Source organism: Serratia sp. CY43202, from assembly GCF_052168755.1.
GTDB classification, from domain to species: domain Bacteria; phylum Pseudomonadota; class Gammaproteobacteria; order Enterobacterales; family Enterobacteriaceae; genus Serratia; species Serratia bockelmannii.
This window is the reverse complement of record NZ_JBJNMB010000002.1, coordinates 520,008-535,532: the sequence shown is the minus strand read 5'-3', so window position 1 is coordinate 535,532 and position 15,525 is coordinate 520,008. Positions and strand designations below refer to the sequence as shown.

15 protein-coding genes are annotated in these 15,525 nt (G+C 56.6%); 9 read left to right on the top strand and 6 right to left on the bottom strand.

Translation table 11 applies throughout. The features are described 5' to 3' along the window. Positions 1-56: 56 nt before the first annotated feature. Complete coding sequence (locus ACJ8J5_RS04375) at positions 57-608, bottom strand: NAD(P)H nitroreductase (protein ID WP_004932204.1); 552 nt, start codon at positions 606-608, stop codon at positions 57-59. A 160-nt stretch (positions 609-768) separates the two neighbouring features. Between ACJ8J5_RS04375 and sppA the strand changes: the two genes are divergently transcribed. From sppA to ACJ8J5_RS04355, 4 genes are all read left to right on the top strand, one after another. After that, positions 769-2,625 carry a signal peptide peptidase SppA gene (sppA, locus tag ACJ8J5_RS04370; RefSeq protein ID WP_025303089.1) on the top strand — a complete coding sequence of 619 codons (1,857 nt, stop codon included), beginning with the start codon at positions 769-771 and terminating at the stop codon, positions 2,623-2,625. Between the two features lie 93 nt (positions 2,626-2,718). Then, the gene (gene ansA, locus ACJ8J5_RS04365; protein WP_025303090.1) at positions 2,719-3,735 is read left to right on the top strand and encodes an asparaginase; all 1,017 of its coding nucleotides are present in this window, start codon (positions 2,719-2,721) and stop codon (positions 3,733-3,735) included. A gap of 22 nt (positions 3,736-3,757) precedes the next feature. Next, positions 3,758-4,390 carry a bifunctional nicotinamidase/pyrazinamidase gene (gene pncA / locus ACJ8J5_RS04360; protein WP_049203352.1) on the top strand — a complete coding sequence of 211 codons (633 nt, stop codon included), beginning with the start codon at positions 3,758-3,760 and terminating at the stop codon, positions 4,388-4,390. A gap of 233 nt (positions 4,391-4,623) precedes the next feature. Further along, complete coding sequence (locus tag ACJ8J5_RS04355; protein ID WP_414104440.1) at positions 4,624-5,901, top strand: glycoside hydrolase family 18 protein; 1,278 nt, start codon at positions 4,624-4,626, stop codon at positions 5,899-5,901. 42 nt (positions 5,902-5,943) lie between these two features. Here the strand turns inward: ACJ8J5_RS04355 and ACJ8J5_RS04350 are convergent, their stop codons facing one another. Both ACJ8J5_RS04350 and msrB read right to left on the bottom strand, forming a co-directional pair. Further along, positions 5,944-6,216 carry a YeaC family protein gene (locus ACJ8J5_RS04350; RefSeq protein WP_414104439.1) on the bottom strand — a complete coding sequence of 91 codons (273 nt, stop codon included), beginning with the start codon at positions 6,214-6,216 and terminating at the stop codon, positions 5,944-5,946. A 63-nt stretch (positions 6,217-6,279) separates the two neighbouring features. Beyond that, positions 6,280-6,693, bottom strand: coding sequence for a peptide-methionine (R)-S-oxide reductase MsrB (gene msrB / locus ACJ8J5_RS04345; protein ID WP_004932219.1), 414 nt, complete (start codon positions 6,691-6,693; stop codon positions 6,280-6,282). Positions 6,694-7,041: 348 nt separating this feature from the next. On the opposite strand from msrB, the gene gapA reads away from it, so the two are divergent. Both gapA and ACJ8J5_RS04335 read left to right on the top strand, forming a co-directional pair. After that, positions 7,042-8,037 (top strand): glyceraldehyde-3-phosphate dehydrogenase, encoded by a 996-nt coding sequence (gapA, locus tag ACJ8J5_RS04340; protein ID WP_004932222.1) that lies wholly within the window; start codon positions 7,042-7,044, stop codon positions 8,035-8,037. 83 nt (positions 8,038-8,120) lie between these two features. Continuing rightward, positions 8,121-8,996 (top strand): D-hexose-6-phosphate mutarotase, encoded by an 876-nt coding sequence (locus tag ACJ8J5_RS04335; protein ID WP_025303094.1) that lies wholly within the window; start codon positions 8,121-8,123, stop codon positions 8,994-8,996. Between the two features lie 94 nt (positions 8,997-9,090). Here the strand turns inward: ACJ8J5_RS04335 and ACJ8J5_RS04330 are convergent, their stop codons facing one another. Together ACJ8J5_RS04330 and ACJ8J5_RS04325 are read right to left on the bottom strand one after the other, a co-directional pair. Next, a complete protein-coding gene (locus ACJ8J5_RS04330) occupies positions 9,091-9,855 on the bottom strand; it encodes a MipA/OmpV family protein (protein WP_025303095.1) in 765 nt (254 codons plus the stop codon). Between the two features lie 108 nt (positions 9,856-9,963). Further along, the gene (locus ACJ8J5_RS04325; protein WP_173889450.1) at positions 9,964-10,239 is read right to left on the bottom strand and encodes a hypothetical protein; all 276 of its coding nucleotides are present in this window, start codon (positions 10,237-10,239) and stop codon (positions 9,964-9,966) included. A 42-nt stretch (positions 10,240-10,281) separates the two neighbouring features. Here ACJ8J5_RS04325 and yeaG point away from each other — a divergent pair, with 42 nt between their 5' ends. The 3 genes from yeaG (at position 10,282) to ACJ8J5_RS04310 (ending at position 14,183) form a co-directional block, all read left to right on the top strand. After that, positions 10,282-12,216: a protein kinase YeaG gene (yeaG, locus tag ACJ8J5_RS04320; RefSeq protein WP_025303096.1), complete on the top strand. Its 1,935-nt coding sequence runs from the start codon at positions 10,282-10,284 to the stop codon at positions 12,214-12,216. 132 nt (positions 12,217-12,348) lie between these two features. Further along, the gene (locus ACJ8J5_RS04315; protein ID WP_004932234.1) at positions 12,349-13,617 is read left to right on the top strand and encodes a YeaH/YhbH family protein; all 1,269 of its coding nucleotides are present in this window, start codon (positions 12,349-12,351) and stop codon (positions 13,615-13,617) included. Between the two features lie 335 nt (positions 13,618-13,952). Continuing rightward, positions 13,953-14,183 carry a hypothetical protein gene (locus ACJ8J5_RS04310; protein WP_004932237.1) on the top strand — a complete coding sequence of 77 codons (231 nt, stop codon included), beginning with the start codon at positions 13,953-13,955 and terminating at the stop codon, positions 14,181-14,183. A gap of 200 nt (positions 14,184-14,383) precedes the next feature. Here the strand turns inward: ACJ8J5_RS04310 and ACJ8J5_RS04305 are convergent, their stop codons facing one another. Beyond that, a complete protein-coding gene (locus tag ACJ8J5_RS04305; RefSeq protein WP_238969423.1) occupies positions 14,384-15,073 on the bottom strand; it encodes an alpha/beta hydrolase in 690 nt (229 codons plus the stop codon). Positions 15,074-15,525 lie beyond the last annotated feature (452 nt).

Genomic DNA, 15,525 nt, shown 5'->3' with positions numbered 1-15,525 from the left:
AACCATGCAATTTTGCGGGGTTTGGCGCATTTTCACCGCGCCCCGTTGGAAAAAACTCAGAAATAGCTGACGAAAGGCGTGCTGTCCGGCGGCGTCACCTTGGTGGCAGCCTTCAGCTGCGGCGTCCCCAGATAGAGGAAGCCGACGATCTCGTCCTGCTCGCGGCAACCGAAGGCTTCACGCACCAGCGCATGCTCGGTCCAGGCGCCGGTGCGCCAGATGCCGTTAAAGCCCTGCGCCAGCGCCGCCATCTGCATCGCCTGCACGGCGCAACCGGCGGAAACCACCTGCTCCCAGCGCGGCACTTTGGTCTCTTCCGTGCAGTGCGCGATGACGGTGATGATCAGCGGTGCGCGGAACGGCGCCTTGGTGGCTTTTTCGATCGCCGCCTCGTCCAGCTGATCCTGCTTCGCCGCCGCCTGCAGCAGCTGACTGAAGCGTTCCAGGCCCTGATTCTCGATCATCACGAAACGCCACGGCTGCAGCGCGCCGTGATCGGGTGCACGCAGGCCCGCGTTGATGATATTTTGGCGCACTTCCCCCGCCGGCGCCGGTTCCGCCAGGCGCGAAGCCGAGCGACGATTCAATAAAAGATCCAGAGCATCCATCGTAAACTCCTGATAACAATTTTCATTCCGGCCACGTTAACATAGCTAAACGACGAGTTACAGCCTCGGCGATAGCGTCTGTGTGCCACGATTTAAAGCTGACATTTACCCGGCCGCTCATTAGGATAGCGGAACATTCTCGACTCTTGTTGGAGAGCACATGCGCACATTGTGGCAAATTATTGCCGGCATTTTCCGGTGGACATGGCGTCTGCTGAATTTTATCAGGGAACTGATCCTTAACCTGTTCCTGGTCTTGCTGATCCTGGTTGGGGTCGGCATCTATCTGTCCTTCCAAAGTTCCTCCACCTCGACGGCCCCGGCGCGCGGCGCGCTGCTGGTCGATTTAAGCGGCGTGGTGGTCGATCAGCCTTCGGTAAACAACCGGGTGCGGCAATGGGGCCGCGAACTGTTGGGTGCCTCCAGCAGCCGCCTACAGGAAAACTCGCTGTTCGACGTAGTCGACAGCATCCGCAAGGCCAAAGACGACAAAAACATTACCGGCATGGTGTTGCAGCTGAATGATTTCGTCGGCGCCGATCAGCCGTCGCTGCGCTATATCGGCAAAGCGCTGCGCGAGTTCCGCGACAGCGGCAAACCGATCTTCGCCATCGGCGACAGCTACAACCAGACGCAATACTATCTGGCCAGCTACGCCAACAAGGTCTACCTGTCGCCGCAGGGCGCGGTCGATCTGCACGGTTTCGCCACCAACAACCTGTATTACAAGTCGTTGCTGGACATGCTCAAGGTCACCACCAATATCTTCCGCGTCGGCACCTATAAATCGGCGGTCGAACCGCTGATCCGCGACGATATGTCTCCGGCGGCGCGCGAAGCAGACAGCCGTTGGATTGGCGGCCTGTGGCAGAACTATCTGGAGACCGTCGCGGCCAACCGCCAGCTGACGCCGCAGCAGCTGTTCCCCGGCGCCGCCGGCGTGCTGAGCGGCCTGCAGGCGGCCGGTGGCGACACCGCTCGCTATGCGCTGGACAACAAGCTGGTGGACGAGCTGGCGTCGCGCACCGCGATCGAAAATCAGCTGGTCAAGACCTTCGGCTGGGACAAACAGGTAAACGATTTCAACGCCATCAGCATCTACGACTATCAGCCGAAACCGGACGCGAACCAGGGCGGCAAGATCGCCGTCGTCTTCGCCAACGGCGCCATCATGGACGGCCCGCAGACGCCGGGTAACGTCGGGGGCGACACCACCGCCGCCGAGCTGCGTCAGGCACGTCTGGATCCGGCCATCAAAGCCGTGGTGTTCCGTGTCAACAGCCCTGGCGGCAGCGTCAGCGCGTCCGAAGTGATCCGCTCCGAGCTGGCCGCCGTGCGCGCCGCCGGCAAACCGGTGGTGGTGTCGATGGGCGGCATGGCCGCATCGGGCGGTTACTGGGTCTCGACGCCGGCCGACTACATCATCGCCAGCCCGAGTACGCTGACTGGATCCATCGGCATTTTCGGCATCATCAATACCTACGAGAAAACCCTGGACACGCTGGGCGTGCACACCGACGGCGTGGCGACCTCGCCGCTGGCCGACATCGCGGTCACCAAGGCGTTGCCGCAGGAGTTCTCGCAGATGATGCAGCTGAACATCGAAAACGGGTATAAGAACTTCCTCGATTTGGTTGCCAAATCGCGCAAGATGACCCCGCAGCAGGTCGATCAAATCGCCCAAGGCCACGTCTGGCTCGGCAGCGACGCCAAGGCCAACGGCCTGGTCGATCAGTTGGGCGATTTCGACGACGCGGTGAAGAAAGCCGCTGAGCTGGCGAAGCTGCAGCAGTGGCAGCTTGACTGGTTCGTCGATACCCCGAGCCTGAGCGATATGGTGCTCAGCCAGTTCGGCGTTTCCATTCACGCCATGCTGCCGGCGGCGATTCAGGCCATGCTACCTGCCCCGCTGGCCTCGGTCGCCAATGCGGTGAAAGAGCAGCCGGGTTTGTTCAATAACTTGAACGATCCGCAGAACCGTTACGCGATCTGTCTGACCTGCGGAGAAGTCCGCTAACAAATAATTCTGCAGCCCGGCCATCGCCGGGCTTTTTTTCTGCCGCCATGCCCCTATAATTCAGCCCATCTTATCTTTGTTAAAATCATGACCATGCAAAAGAAATCCATTTACGTCGCCTACACCGGCGGCACCATCGGCATGCAGCGATCCGATCACGGCTATATCCCGGTTTCCGGCCACCTGCAGCGCCAACTGGCGCTGATGCCGGAATTCCATCGGCCGGAAATGCCGGATTTCACCATTCATGAATACGCGCCATTGATTGACTCTTCGGACATGACGCCGGAAGACTGGCAGCACATCGCCGACGACATCAAGCAGAACTACGATCGCTACGACGGCTTCGTGATCCTGCACGGCACCGACACCATGGCGTTCACCGCCTCGGCGCTTTCCTTCATGCTGGAGAACCTGGCTAAGCCGGTGATCGTCACCGGCTCGCAGATTCCGCTGGCGGAGCTGCGCTCCGATGGCCAAACCAATCTGCTGAATGCATTGTACCTGGCAGCCAACCATCCGGTGAACGAAGTCAGCCTGTTCTTCAACAACAAGCTGTTCCGCGGCAACCGCACCACCAAGGCGCACGCCGACGGCTTCGACGCTTTCGCTTCACCCAACCTGCCGCCGCTGCTGGAAGCCGGTATCCACATTCGTCGCCAGCACGGCATCGACAGCCCGACTTGCAACGGCGGGTTACGAGTGCACGACATCACGCCGCAGCCGATCGGCGTGGTCACTATCTATCCGGGCATTTCCGGCGCGGTGGTGCGTAACTTCCTGCTGCAGCCGGTCAAGGCGCTGATCCTGCGTTCCTACGGCGTCGGCAACGCGCCGCAGAAGGCCGAGCTGATCGACGAGTTGCGTGCGGCCTCCGAACGCGGCATCGTGGTGGTCAACCTGACGCAGTGCATCTCCGGGCGCGTCAATATGGAAGGCTACGCCACCGGCAACGCGCTGGCGCACGCCGGGGTTATCAGCGGTTTCGACATGACGGTGGAAGCCGCCCTGACCAAGCTGCACTATCTGTTGAGCCAGCCGCTGACGCCGGAACAAATCCGCGCCCTGATGCAGCAAGATCTGCGCGGCGAGCTGAGCATCAACGGTTAATCGACTGAACTCTGGAGCGGCGATGAAAACGGCCCTGTTGTTGATCGATCTGCAAAACGACTTCTGCCCCGGCGGCGCGCTGGCGGTCACGGCGGGCGACGCCGTCATCCCGGTCGCCAATCAGGCGATCGCCGCCTGCCTGGCGCGGGGAGAGCCGGTGGTGGCCAGCCAGGACTGGCACCCCGCCAATCACCGCAGCTTTGCGGTGAACTCCGATGCGCAGGTCGGCACTCTCGGTGAGCTGGAAGGCCTGCCGCAGGTGTGGTGGCCGGTGCACTGCGTGCAAGGGAGCCACGGCGCCGATTTTCATCCCCAGTTACAGCGGCAACACATCAATGCCGTCTTTCGCAAAGGGCAAGATACGAACATCGACAGCTACAGCGCGTTCTTCGATAACGGCCACCGTGCGCAAACCGAACTCCACGGCTGGCTGCAATCACAGGGCGTCCGGCGGTTAGCTGTCATGGGCCTGGCGACCGACTACTGCGTGAAGTTCAGCGTGCTGGATGCGCTGGCTGCCGGCTATCCGACGCAAGTGATCGTCGACGGCTGCCGCGGCGTGAATCTGCAGCCGGACGACAGTGAGCGAGCGCTGCAGGACATGGCGCGCGCCGGCGCGCAGCTAGTTACCCTGTCACAGTTTCTCGCCAACTAAATCCGCTCGGGCGCCACCGGCGCCCTCTCTGCGCGGCGGCGAAATTATCGACGCTGCTCACAATACCGCCTTTCTTCTTCCCCAACGGCTTGTGACCGGCAGGCGCTTTTGCTGTTATGACTGCGACGCTTTTGGCGTCAATCGGTTATACGCATCCGGGGCCCGCTGAGCCCGGCTTTATTGTGCCCGCCCCTGGCGGTACGGTCGGCCTTGCCGACCACAAGGAGACTGACATGAAAATAACCCGAAAACTGCTGCCTTTGCTGGCGGCGGTGCAATTGGCTATGGCTGGCGCAAGCACGGCCCAGGCGGCCTATCTCTCCGTCGGCTACTTCAACGGCGGCGGCGACGTCACCGCCGGCCCCGGTGGCGATATCGATAAGCTGGACGTCACGCAAATCACCCACCTCAACTATTCGTTCGGCCTGATCTACAACGGCGAGAAAGACGAAACCAATGCGGCGCTGAAAGACCCCGCTCGCCGCCACCAGATCTACCTGTCGCCGAAAGTCACGGCCGATCTGCAACGGCTGCCGGTGCTGCGCAAACAGAACCCCGAGCTGAAAGTGCTGCTGTCGGTCGGTGGCTGGGGCGCACGCGGTTTCTCCGCCGCCGCCGCTACCGCGGAAAACCGGGCGATATTCATTCGCTCCGCGCAGCAGGTGATCGCACAGTACCGGCTGGATGGGATCGATCTGGACTGGGAATACCCGGTGAACGGCGCCTGGGGGCTGGTGGAAAGCCAACCGGCGGATCGCGATAACTTCACCCTGCTGCTGAAAGAGCTTCACCAAGCACTGGGGCAAGGCAAGCTGTTAACCATCGCCGTCGGGGCCAACGTCAAAAGCCCACAGGAATGGGTCGATGTGAAAAATATTGCGCCCTACCTCAATTACATCAATCTGATGACTTACGACATGGCTTACGGCACGCAGTACTTCAATGCCAACCTGTACGATTCAACGCGTTGGCCAACCGTAGCCGCCGCCGATCGCTACAGCGCCGATAACGTGGTAAAGCATTATCTGGCCGCCGGTCTGAAACCGGCACAGATGAACCTGGGCATCGGTTTCTACGGCCGGGTGCCGAAACGGGCGACCGAGGCGGGCATCGACTGGGACAAACCGGACGCCGCCAAGCATCCGGTGACGCAGCCTGACTTCAGCGCGCGCGAAACCGCCCTGTTCAACGCGCTGGGGCTGGATCTCAGCAAAGACACTTACTTTAAATACCACGATATCGTCAGCAAATTGCTCAACGATCCGCAGCATCGTTTTCGCGAACACTGGGATGACGACGCCAAGGTACCTTACCTGACGCTGCAATCCGCCGAAGGCAAACCCTTGTTCGCTATCTCCTACGAGAACCCGCGTTCGGTGGCCATCAAGGCCGAGTACATCAAAAGCCAGGGATTGGGAGGGGCGATGTTCTGGGAGTATGGCGCGGACGACAACAACCGGCTGGCGCAGCAGCTGGCGGAATCGCTGGGCATAAAGGGCGAAAAACGGTGAATCGACGGGGCGATGGCGGCATCGCCCCGCTTTAGGGCAACCTTACTGCGGTTTGAGTTTGGCCAGCGGCTCGGCAACGAACTGCTGTTTCAGCTCTTGCTTGCTCTTCATCACGATCTGCCCGTCGGTGCCGATGCTCATGTGCTGCGGATCGACGTTGTTCATCGACTGCCACAGCATCACCGCCTGCAGGCTGTTTTCTTTTTGCTCCGGCGTCAGCGCCACGCCGTCCGGCCATTTACCCAGCTCAACCGCCAGTACCAGGCGCTGGTATATCTCGGGCGTCATCGCCGCAATCAGATCTTTCACGTCCATCAGAGCCCTTCTCGCTTACGGATGAATAATTAGCTGAATCGATTTTGTTAGTTAAATTACCACTTAACCGGCCGTTTGGTCGCCATTTTCGCCATCGGTGAAACTCAGCGAGGCGGAGTTGACGCAGTAGCGGTCGCCTGTCGGCTGCGGGCCATCGGGGAAAACGTGCCCCAGGTGCGCGTCGCAGTGGCCGCAGCGGATTTCAACACGATGCATATTATGCGAATTATCATCAAGATAGCGGATTGCATCGGCGGAAACCGGCTCATAAAAACTCGGCCAACCGCAGCCGGAATCGTATTTGGTTTCGGAATAGAACAGCGGCTGGTTGCAGCACAGGCAATGGTACACGCCCTCGCGCTTGTTGTGCAGCAATTTGCCGCTGAACGGCGCTTCAGTACCACGCTGTTGCGTCACATAACGTTGGATTTCATTCAGTTCCGTGACCGGATGACCGGGGGTTGTCTCTTTAGCCATTTGTGCTTATCTCTGAATGTGGATAATGTCAACGAAAACAATGATTAATAATAACAAAAAATTAACACCGCTGCAGGGGTTTTTGGCCTAAACTGTAGCCCATAAAGGCTACGTCACGATGATATGTGATAGCGATCACACATCTTGCGTATGCTGACTTTATACTTGGCGGCTTGTCCCCATATAACGGATGAGGCCAAGCGCAAATGGACTGTGCAATAAGCGTGCAAAACCACCCTTCTGGTTTGACTTGCCGCAAGAATTGACACGATTCCGCTTGACGCTGGGTAAGGTTTTTGTAATTTTACAACCAACCTTTTATTCACTAACAAATAGCTGGTGGAATATATGACTATCAAAGTAGGTATCAACGGTTTTGGCCGTATCGGTCGCATTGTTTTCCGTGCTGCTCAAGAGCGTTCTGACATCGAGATCGTTGCAATCAACGACCTGTTGGACGCAGAGTACATGGCTTACATGCTGAAGTATGACTCTACTCACGGCCGTTTCAACGGTACGGTAGAAGTTAAAGACGGCCACCTGGTTGTTAACGGCAAAACCATCCGTGTTACCGCAGAGAAAGACCCGGCTAACCTGAAGTGGAACGAAGTAGGCGTTGACGTGGTTGCTGAAGCGACCGGTATCTTCCTGACCGACGAAACCGCGCGTAAACACATCACCGCCGGCGCTAAAAAAGTGGTTCTGACTGGCCCATCCAAAGATGCGACCCCAATGTTCGTGCGCGGCGCTAACTTTGACAAATATGCCGGCCAGGACATCGTGTCCAACGCCTCTTGCACCACCAACTGCCTGGCGCCACTGGCTAAAGTCATCAACGACAACTTCGGTATCGTTGAAGGTCTGATGACCACCGTTCACGCGACCACCGCTACTCAGAAAACCGTTGATGGCCCGTCCCACAAAGACTGGCGCGGCGGCCGCGGCGCATCCCAAAACATCATCCCTTCTTCTACCGGCGCAGCGAAAGCGGTTGGCGTGGTTCTGCCAGAGCTGAAAGGCAAACTGACCGGTATGGCGTTCCGCGTACCGACGCCTAACGTATCCGTTGTTGACCTGACCGTACGTCTGGAAAAAGCGGCTACCTACGAAGAAATCAAGAAAGCCATCAAAGACGCCGCTGAAGGTTCTATGAAAGGCGTTCTGGGCTACGTTGAAGACGACGTGGTTTCCACCGATTTCAACGGCGAAGTGCTGACTTCCGTGTTCGATGCCAAAGCCGGTATCGCACTGAACGACAACTTCGTGAAGCTGGTTTCCTGGTACGACAACGAAACCGGTTATTCCAACAAGGTTTTGGATCTGATCGCTCACATCTCCAAGTAATGGCATGATGTTAAGCTGATAATGAGGGCGACATTTTTGTCGCCCTTTTTTATTTGTCTCTCCGGCAAACAATAGGTCATGAAATGAACGAGAAAATTTTCACCCTGCCCGTTTCCGAACAGATTTCACCTTACATCAGCCAACGTCAGCTCGATGAGCTGGGCGTGGTGGTGGTCTCGCACCCGAAAGTGCGCGCGGCCGTCGCGCTGCAGGGCGCCCATTTGCTGGCCTGGCAGCCCAGCGGTGAGCAGCCGGTAATTTGGCTCAGCAACAATACCCCGTTTGCCAAAGGCAAGGCCATCCGCGGTGGGGTACCGATCTGCTGGCCGTGGTTCGGTCCAGTGGCGCAACCTTCCCACGGCTTTGCCCGTAACCAGCCCTGGAGCCTGACGGCGCACGATGAAGATGACAACGGCGTCATTCTGACCTTCACGCTGAAAGACAATGAGCAGACCCGAAAACTGTGGCCGCACGCCTTCACGCTGATTGCCCGCTTCAAACTGGGTGCAGAGTGCGAGATCGAACTGGAATCGCACGGCGATTATCAGGCCACGGCGGCGCTACATAGCTACTTCCAGGTCGGCGACATCGAACGGGTCAGCGTGGCGGGTCTGGGCGAGCCTTATATCGACAAGGTGGCGGGCGGTGCAGAGGCACGTCAGGCAGGTGAAGTGACCTTCGTCGGCCAAACCGACCGTGTCTATACTCGCCCGGAGGCCTTCAGCCAGATCCGCGATCCGGCGCTCGCACGCACCATCGAGGTTCACCACCATCATATGAGCGACGTCATCGCCTGGAACCCCGGCGCAGAACTCTCCTGCAGCATGGGGGATATGCCGAACGACGGTTACAAGACCATGGTTTGTATCGAGACCGGGCGCGTCAGCAAACCGCTGATCGCCGCCGGCGAGCAACCCGCCCGTTTGGGAGTCACCTTCCGCAGCCGTAAAAAAGCCTGAGGGATCGTGCGCGGCAGCGCACTGCAGATGTGCAAAAGGGGCGCTTGCGCCCCTTTTTAATGCACGCCATGCACGATAATCGTGCAATGCGTGATTAGAAGGTGTAGCTCACACCCGTCATCAACAAACCGGTGTAGGATTTATCCACCATCGGACTGTCTTTTACTTCATCCGACAGCTTCACATAGCGGCCGACGAAGAAAGCGTTCCAGCTCTTGTTGATCTGGTAATTGGCGCTCAGCTCGAGATACGGTGCCCAGCTATCGCCTGGGGTGTAGCTATCCAGGCCGCTGCGGCGGGATTCATTGGCGCTGACGCCGTAGTAATATTTGTTCTGGTTCTTGCTGTTCCACATTACGCCCACGCCCGGGACCAGCGTCAATGCGTCCAGATCAAACTTGTACAGGTAAGCCACATCGCCCACCAGCCCGTTGCTGTTGTTCAGCGTGTCGCCGGTGAAAGTAGTACGGATAGTGCCCCACTCCGCGTTGTGCGAATAGGCCAGGCCGGCCATCAGCGTGCCGCGACGCTTGTCGAGGCGCTTCATGCGATCGTCGTCGCTGTCGCCCGGACGGTAGCCCCATGGCGTGTAGTAACCCATGATGCTCAGCTGGTTTTCTTGATCTTTCCACAGGTAGTAACCGGCGGTCAGAGTACGGAAGTAGAAGTCATCACCTTCATAGTCGATGACGGGCACCGGATAAACGCGGTCCTGATAACCGCGATACGCGTCCGGGCTAACCAGCGCGGCAGCGCCAAGTGACCAGGTCCCCGCCTGAGCACTTTGCGCACAAACCATTGCGGAAGCGATAATTGCTAGCGTTTTGAGTTTTGAAATCTTCACTGGTTCTTTTTCCATAAATTACAGGGTTAATAGCCGCAATAGTTTATGTGAAAATTTAGTTGCGCGCCTAATCTTTACAATAGAAAACGACCAAGATCGAATAACTTATAGCGGAATTATGAATTAATCATGGCGGATCGATGACGTTTTATCCCGCAGGCCGCGCCAGACAAGGCATTTGGCTAACACGGTAATAACTGAGTCATTGATATGACTTAAAAAAAGCTTTTTCTGCGGCAGGAAATTTTCCGGCAAGCAAACTAAGCTTAAATCAGAAGGCGAATTTATCCTGGGCCCAGTGGCATACAGCGCAACTCGCGATAATAAGCGCACCAAGTTGGCATACGGGTTGCTGTACTCAGGCGTATTCTCATCTTCCGGGGGCCAGAACACTATCACACGCTCTCTTTAACCTGTGCTAATAACGAAAGGACGGGCATCATGAACATATTTGACCACTATCGCCAGCGCTACGAAGCTGCCAAGGACGAAGAGTTCACACTGCAGGAATTTCTTACCATTTGCCGGCAAGATCGCAGTGCCTATGCCAACGCGGCCGAACGTCTGCTGATGGCTATCGGTGAACCTGTGATGGTCGACACTGCGCTAGAATCACGCCTGTCGCGCCTGTTCTCCAATCGCGTGATCGCACGCTATCCGGCCTTCGAGGAATTCTATGGCATGGAAGAGGCCATCGAACAGATCGTCTCTTACCTGAAACACGCCGCGCAGGGCCTGGAAGAGAAGAAACAGATCCTTTACCTGCTGGGCCCGGTGGGCGGCGGTAAGTCTTCGCTGGCAGAACGTCTTAAGGCGTTGATGCAGCGCGTGCCCATCTACACCCTCAGCGCCAACGGCGAGCGCAGCCCGGTCAACGATCATCCGCTGTGCCTGTTCAACCCGCAGGAAGATGCCTCGATCCTGGAGAAAGAGTTCAACATCCCGAGTCGCTACCTCGGCACTATCATGTCGCCGTGGGCGGCGAAACGCCTGCATGAGTTCGGCGGCGACATCACCAAATTTAAAGTCGTGAAGGTGCGCCCTTCCATTCTGGAACAGATCGCCATCGCCAAAACCGAACCGGGCGATGAAAACAACCAGGACATCTCGGCGCTGGTCGGTAAAGTGGATATCCGTAAACTGGAGAACCACGCGCAGAACGATCCGGACGCTTACGGTTACTCCGGCGCCCTGTGCCGCGCCAACCAGGGGATTATGGAGTTCGTCGAGATGTTCAAAGCGCCGATCAAGGTGCTGCATCCGCTGCTGACCGCGACCCAGGAAGGCAACTACAACGGCACTGAAGGCATCTCCGCCCTGCCGTTCAGCGGCATTATTCTGGCGCACTCCAACGAATCCGAGTGGGTGACCTTCCGCAACAACAAGAACAACGAAGCGTTCCTCGACCGCGTGTACATCGTCAAAGTACCTTACTGCCTGCGCGTGTCTGAAGAGATCAAAATTTACGACAAGCTGCTGGATCACAGTGAGCTGACCCACGCGCCTTGCGCACCGGGCACCCTCGAAACATTGGCGCGGTTCAGCGTGCTGTCGCGGTTGAAAGAGCCGGAAAACTCGAGCATTTACTCGAAAATGCGCGTGTATGACGGCGAAAGTCTCAAGGATACCGATCCGAAAGCCAAGTCCTATCAGGAGTACCGCGACTACGCTGGGGTTGACGAAGGCATGAACGGCCTCTCCACCCGTTTCGCCTTTAAAATCCTCTCGCGGGTATTCAACTTCGATCACGCTGAGGTGGCGGCCAACCCGGTACACCTGTTCTATGTGCTGGAGCAGCAGATCGAACGCGAACAGTTCCCGCAGGATTTGGCCGAGAAATACCTGGAACACCTGAAAGGCTATCTGATCCCGAAATACGCCGAGTTTATCGGCAAAGAGATCCAGACCGCCTATCTGGAATCCTACTCGGAATACGGACAGAACATTTTTGACCGTTATGTGACCTACGCGGACTTCTGGATCCAGGATCAGGAGTATCGCGATCCTGATACCGGCCAGCTGTTCGATCGTGAGTCTTTGAACGCCGAACTGGAAAAAATTGAAAAACCGGCCGGTATCAGCAACCCGAAAGATTTCCGTAACGAAATCGTGAACTTCGTGCTGCGCGCTCGCGCCAACAACAACGGCCGCAATCCGAACTGGACCAGCTACGAGAAGCTGCGCACCGTGATCGAGAAAAAAATGTTCTCCAATACCGAAGAGCTGTTGCCGGTGATTTCGTTCAACGCCAAAACGTCGACGGACGAGCAGAAAAAACACGACGACTTCGTCGACCGCATGATGGAGAAAGGCTATACCCGCAAGCAGGTGCGCCTGCTGTGTGAATGGTATCTGCGGGTCAGAAAATCCTCATAACGCCTCAGGTAAGCGGCATTATCAGGGCCATGTCCACAGTCATGGACGTTGCAGCGCAGCCCACGGAGGGGCTGGCACATTGCGCTGCCGCGACCGGGACATGAAGAGTTGGCAACGTCGTTTGGGGGAAGTATGGCCTATTTCATTGACCGACGGCTGAACGGCAAAAACAAGAGCATGGTGAACCGCCAGCGCTTCTTGCGCCGTTACAAGTCGCAAATCAAACAGTCGATTGCCGAAGCCATCAACAAGCGTTCGGTCACCGACGTAGACAGCGGGGAGTCGGTCTCCATCCCCACTGACGATATCAACGAACCGATGTTTCATCAGGGGCGCGGCGGCACTCGCCATCGCGTTCACCCGGGCAATGACCACTTCGTGCAGAACGATCGCGTTGAGCGGCCTCAGGGTGGCGCAGGCGGTGGCGGCGGCCAAGGGAACGCCAGTCAGGACGGTGAGGGCCAGGATGAATTCGTCTTCCAGATATCCAAAGATGAGTATCTCGATCTTTTGTTCGAGGATCTCGCCCTGCCCAACTTGAAGAAGAATCAGTACAAGCAATTGACCGAGTTCAAAACCCATCGCGCCGGCTATACCGCCAACGGCGTGCCGGCCAACATCAGCGTCGTGCGTTCGCTGCAGAACTCGCTGGCGCGGCGTACCGCCATGACCGCCGGTAAAAGACGCGCGTTGCACGAGTTGGAAGACGCGCTGACCCAGTTGGAAAACACCGAACCCGTGCAATTGCTGGAAGAGGAGCGGCTGCGCAAAGAAATTGCCGAACTGCGCAAGAAAATCGAAAGCGTGCCGTTTATCGATACCTTCGACCTGCGCTACAAAAACTATGAGCGCCGGCCGGAGCCCTCGAGCCAGGCGGTGATGTTCTGCCTGATGGACGTGTCCGGTTCGATGGATCAGGCGACCAAAGACATGGCCAAGCGTTTTTACATTCTGCTTTATCTGTTCCTGAGCCGAACCTACAAAAACGTTGAGGTGGTCTATATTCGCCATCACACCCAGGCAAAAGAGGTGGATGAACAGGAGTTCTTCTATTCACAGGAAACCGGCGGCACCATCGTCTCCAGTGCGCTGAAATTGATGAACGACGTCGTCGAAGAACGTTATGACCCGGCGCAATGGAATATCTACGCCGCGCAAGCCTCGGACGGCGACAACTGGGCCGACGATTCACCGCTGTGCCATGAACTGTTGGCGAAGAAGATCCTGCCGATGGTGCGTTATTATAGCTACATAGAGATCACTCGCCGCGCTCACCAAACGCTGTGGCGTGAATATGAGGATCTGCAGGCGAAGTTCGACAACTTCGCCATGCAGCATATCCGCGAACCGGACGATATCTATCCGGTATTCCGCGAACTGTTTCGCAAGCAGACCGTGTGAATAACATCGCATGAATGTCACCACAGCCGGAAAACGCCGTTTTCCGGCTGTTTCTTTTCCGCATTATATTTACATCATCCGTGTTTGTTTTTTACACAATAACAATGTCAATAATAAGTCGCGTTCCCCAGAACGACCCTCTCTATTATTTGTTCTTCTGAGGTTATTCCTAAACATTCGCCTCCACGTCCACACGGCTTGATAGGAATATTCCCATTCAGTTATCGTTATCCCATCGCTTAAGACCTTTCCTAAGCGAAATTTGCCTCATTTTATTTTTCTATGGCTTCTCAGCCCGCTGCGGCGGGCATCTACCTGTCAGCAGGTTAAACATCATGATCGACTACACCCTCTATGGCCTCAACAAACACGACGTTGATGAATACCATAAGCAAATATGCTGCCTGCTCGGCAAAAACGTGCTTCTGGTGCTGACCGCCAACAAGCCGATAACCAAACAGAACCTGCTCGCCAGCCTTATCCAGGAGATAGAAAAACAGCCCGATGATTATTTTCAGAGGCTGCATCGTGCGGCAATAGAAATGATCGGGGTTAACGGGCGTTAAGGCGATATGCGTAAGGCAGACATCTACGCCATTATTGCCACCGCCGTCGTGCTGATGATGCTGTTAATCATTAATATCGATAGCGATATCAGCGTTTATCCTTAATGGGCCCCTATTACGCCGGCTCTTTAGCCCGGCGTAATAGGCAGCGGAGGAATAGTCTGTCACCTTTTATTCCGAAGAACCTTTCGGCTCTTGCTTTATTGCGAACCGGCCGCTTCGTCAATCAAACTCGCCACCTCCTCGGCGTGAGAGACCAGCGAGGCGTGGCTGGCATTGAGTACCATCACTTTCTTAGGCTGCAGCCGCTGCGCCATACGTCGCTGATTCTCCGGGGCTATCATGCGATCGTCGCTGGAGAGTTGATACCATGACGGTTTATGTTTCCAGGCAGGTTCACCGAGGGTGTTACCAAAGGTATCAGCCAGCGGAGCCTTCTGCGTCACCGCCATCACCAGCGCCTCGTCGGCGGTCAGATCCTGGCAAAAGCTTTCGTGAAACTTGTCGGTTTTGATCCACAGATAACCGTCGCTGTCCGGGGTCAAATTCTCGACTGCCGCAGGAGGATGCGCTTGCGTAATATCGCCGGCACTTTCACCGGCATCCGGCGCAAACGCGGCGATGTAGACCAGGCCAACCACGTTAGGCTGGTTGCCCATTTCCGTGATCACGGCACCACCGTAAGAGTGCCCTACCAACACTACCGGTCCCGCTTGCTGCGCGACCATCTTACGCGTACGTTCCGCATCCTCAGCCAACGAGGTCAACGGCATTTCTACCGCATGAATCGCCGAATAGCCCCTGCGTGACAACTCGATGATAACCTTACTCCAGTGCGCGGCGCCGCCCCAGAATCCATGTACCAGCACGATAGTGGGTTTTGTGCTCATTGCCGACTCCTCATCTCATAGGAAAGCGCCGTAGACAGATGAACGGCCCCCCTTAAGAGACACGCCTGGCTGCCTTCGACGTCACACAGTCCCTATTTTATATAGTCAGCCCCACAGCGTTCAGCAATAGCTACGACGAGTTAACGCCCCCTGCTTTTCCGGCGTCGCCACGGCCTATCGACGCGGCTTACGCCGCAATGCCAGAGAAAAAAACGGGATTAAAACTAGGATTTTTACCCATGGCGATCTAAAATTTCGCGCAAAAACAAAGAGAAGTAAATTTGACTCACGGGAAAAGGAATGAAGTTGTGAAGGAAATGATCTCCATCGTTTTTATGGCATGCCTGCTGGCGCTGCTGTTTTCGTGGCTGTTCGTCTACGGTCTTAACATTCATTAAACCTACAACGACAACAATCCCTCTTCCCGACTCGTCAGCGGCGCATCGTTACGA

Coding starts and splice junctions, on each gene's coding strand:
- ACJ8J5_RS04375 (WP_004932204.1), bottom strand. CDS start 608: ATGGATGCTCTGGATCTTTTATTGAATCGTCGCTCGGCTTCGCGCCTG.
- sppA (WP_025303089.1), top strand. CDS start 769: ATGCGCACATTGTGGCAAATTATTGCCGGCATTTTCCGGTGGACATGG.
- ansA (WP_025303090.1), top strand. CDS start 2,719: ATGCAAAAGAAATCCATTTACGTCGCCTACACCGGCGGCACCATCGGC.
- pncA (WP_049203352.1), top strand. CDS start 3,758: ATGAAAACGGCCCTGTTGTTGATCGATCTGCAAAACGACTTCTGCCCC.
- ACJ8J5_RS04355 (WP_414104440.1), top strand. CDS start 4,624: ATGAAAATAACCCGAAAACTGCTGCCTTTGCTGGCGGCGGTGCAATTG.
- ACJ8J5_RS04350 (WP_414104439.1), bottom strand. CDS start 6,216: ATGGACGTGAAAGATCTGATTGCGGCGATGACGCCCGAGATATACCAG.
- msrB (WP_004932219.1), bottom strand. CDS start 6,693: ATGGCTAAAGAGACAACCCCCGGTCATCCGGTCACGGAACTGAATGAA.
- gapA (WP_004932222.1), top strand. CDS start 7,042: ATGACTATCAAAGTAGGTATCAACGGTTTTGGCCGTATCGGTCGCATT.
- ACJ8J5_RS04335 (WP_025303094.1), top strand. CDS start 8,121: ATGAACGAGAAAATTTTCACCCTGCCCGTTTCCGAACAGATTTCACCT.
- ACJ8J5_RS04330 (WP_025303095.1), bottom strand. CDS start 9,855: ATGGAAAAAGAACCAGTGAAGATTTCAAAACTCAAAACGCTAGCAATT.
- yeaG (WP_025303096.1), top strand. CDS start 10,282: ATGAACATATTTGACCACTATCGCCAGCGCTACGAAGCTGCCAAGGAC.
- ACJ8J5_RS04315 (WP_004932234.1), top strand. CDS start 12,349: ATGGCCTATTTCATTGACCGACGGCTGAACGGCAAAAACAAGAGCATG.
- ACJ8J5_RS04310 (WP_004932237.1), top strand. CDS start 13,953: ATGATCGACTACACCCTCTATGGCCTCAACAAACACGACGTTGATGAA.
- ACJ8J5_RS04305 (WP_238969423.1), bottom strand. CDS start 15,073: ATGAGCACAAAACCCACTATCGTGCTGGTACATGGATTCTGGGGCGGC.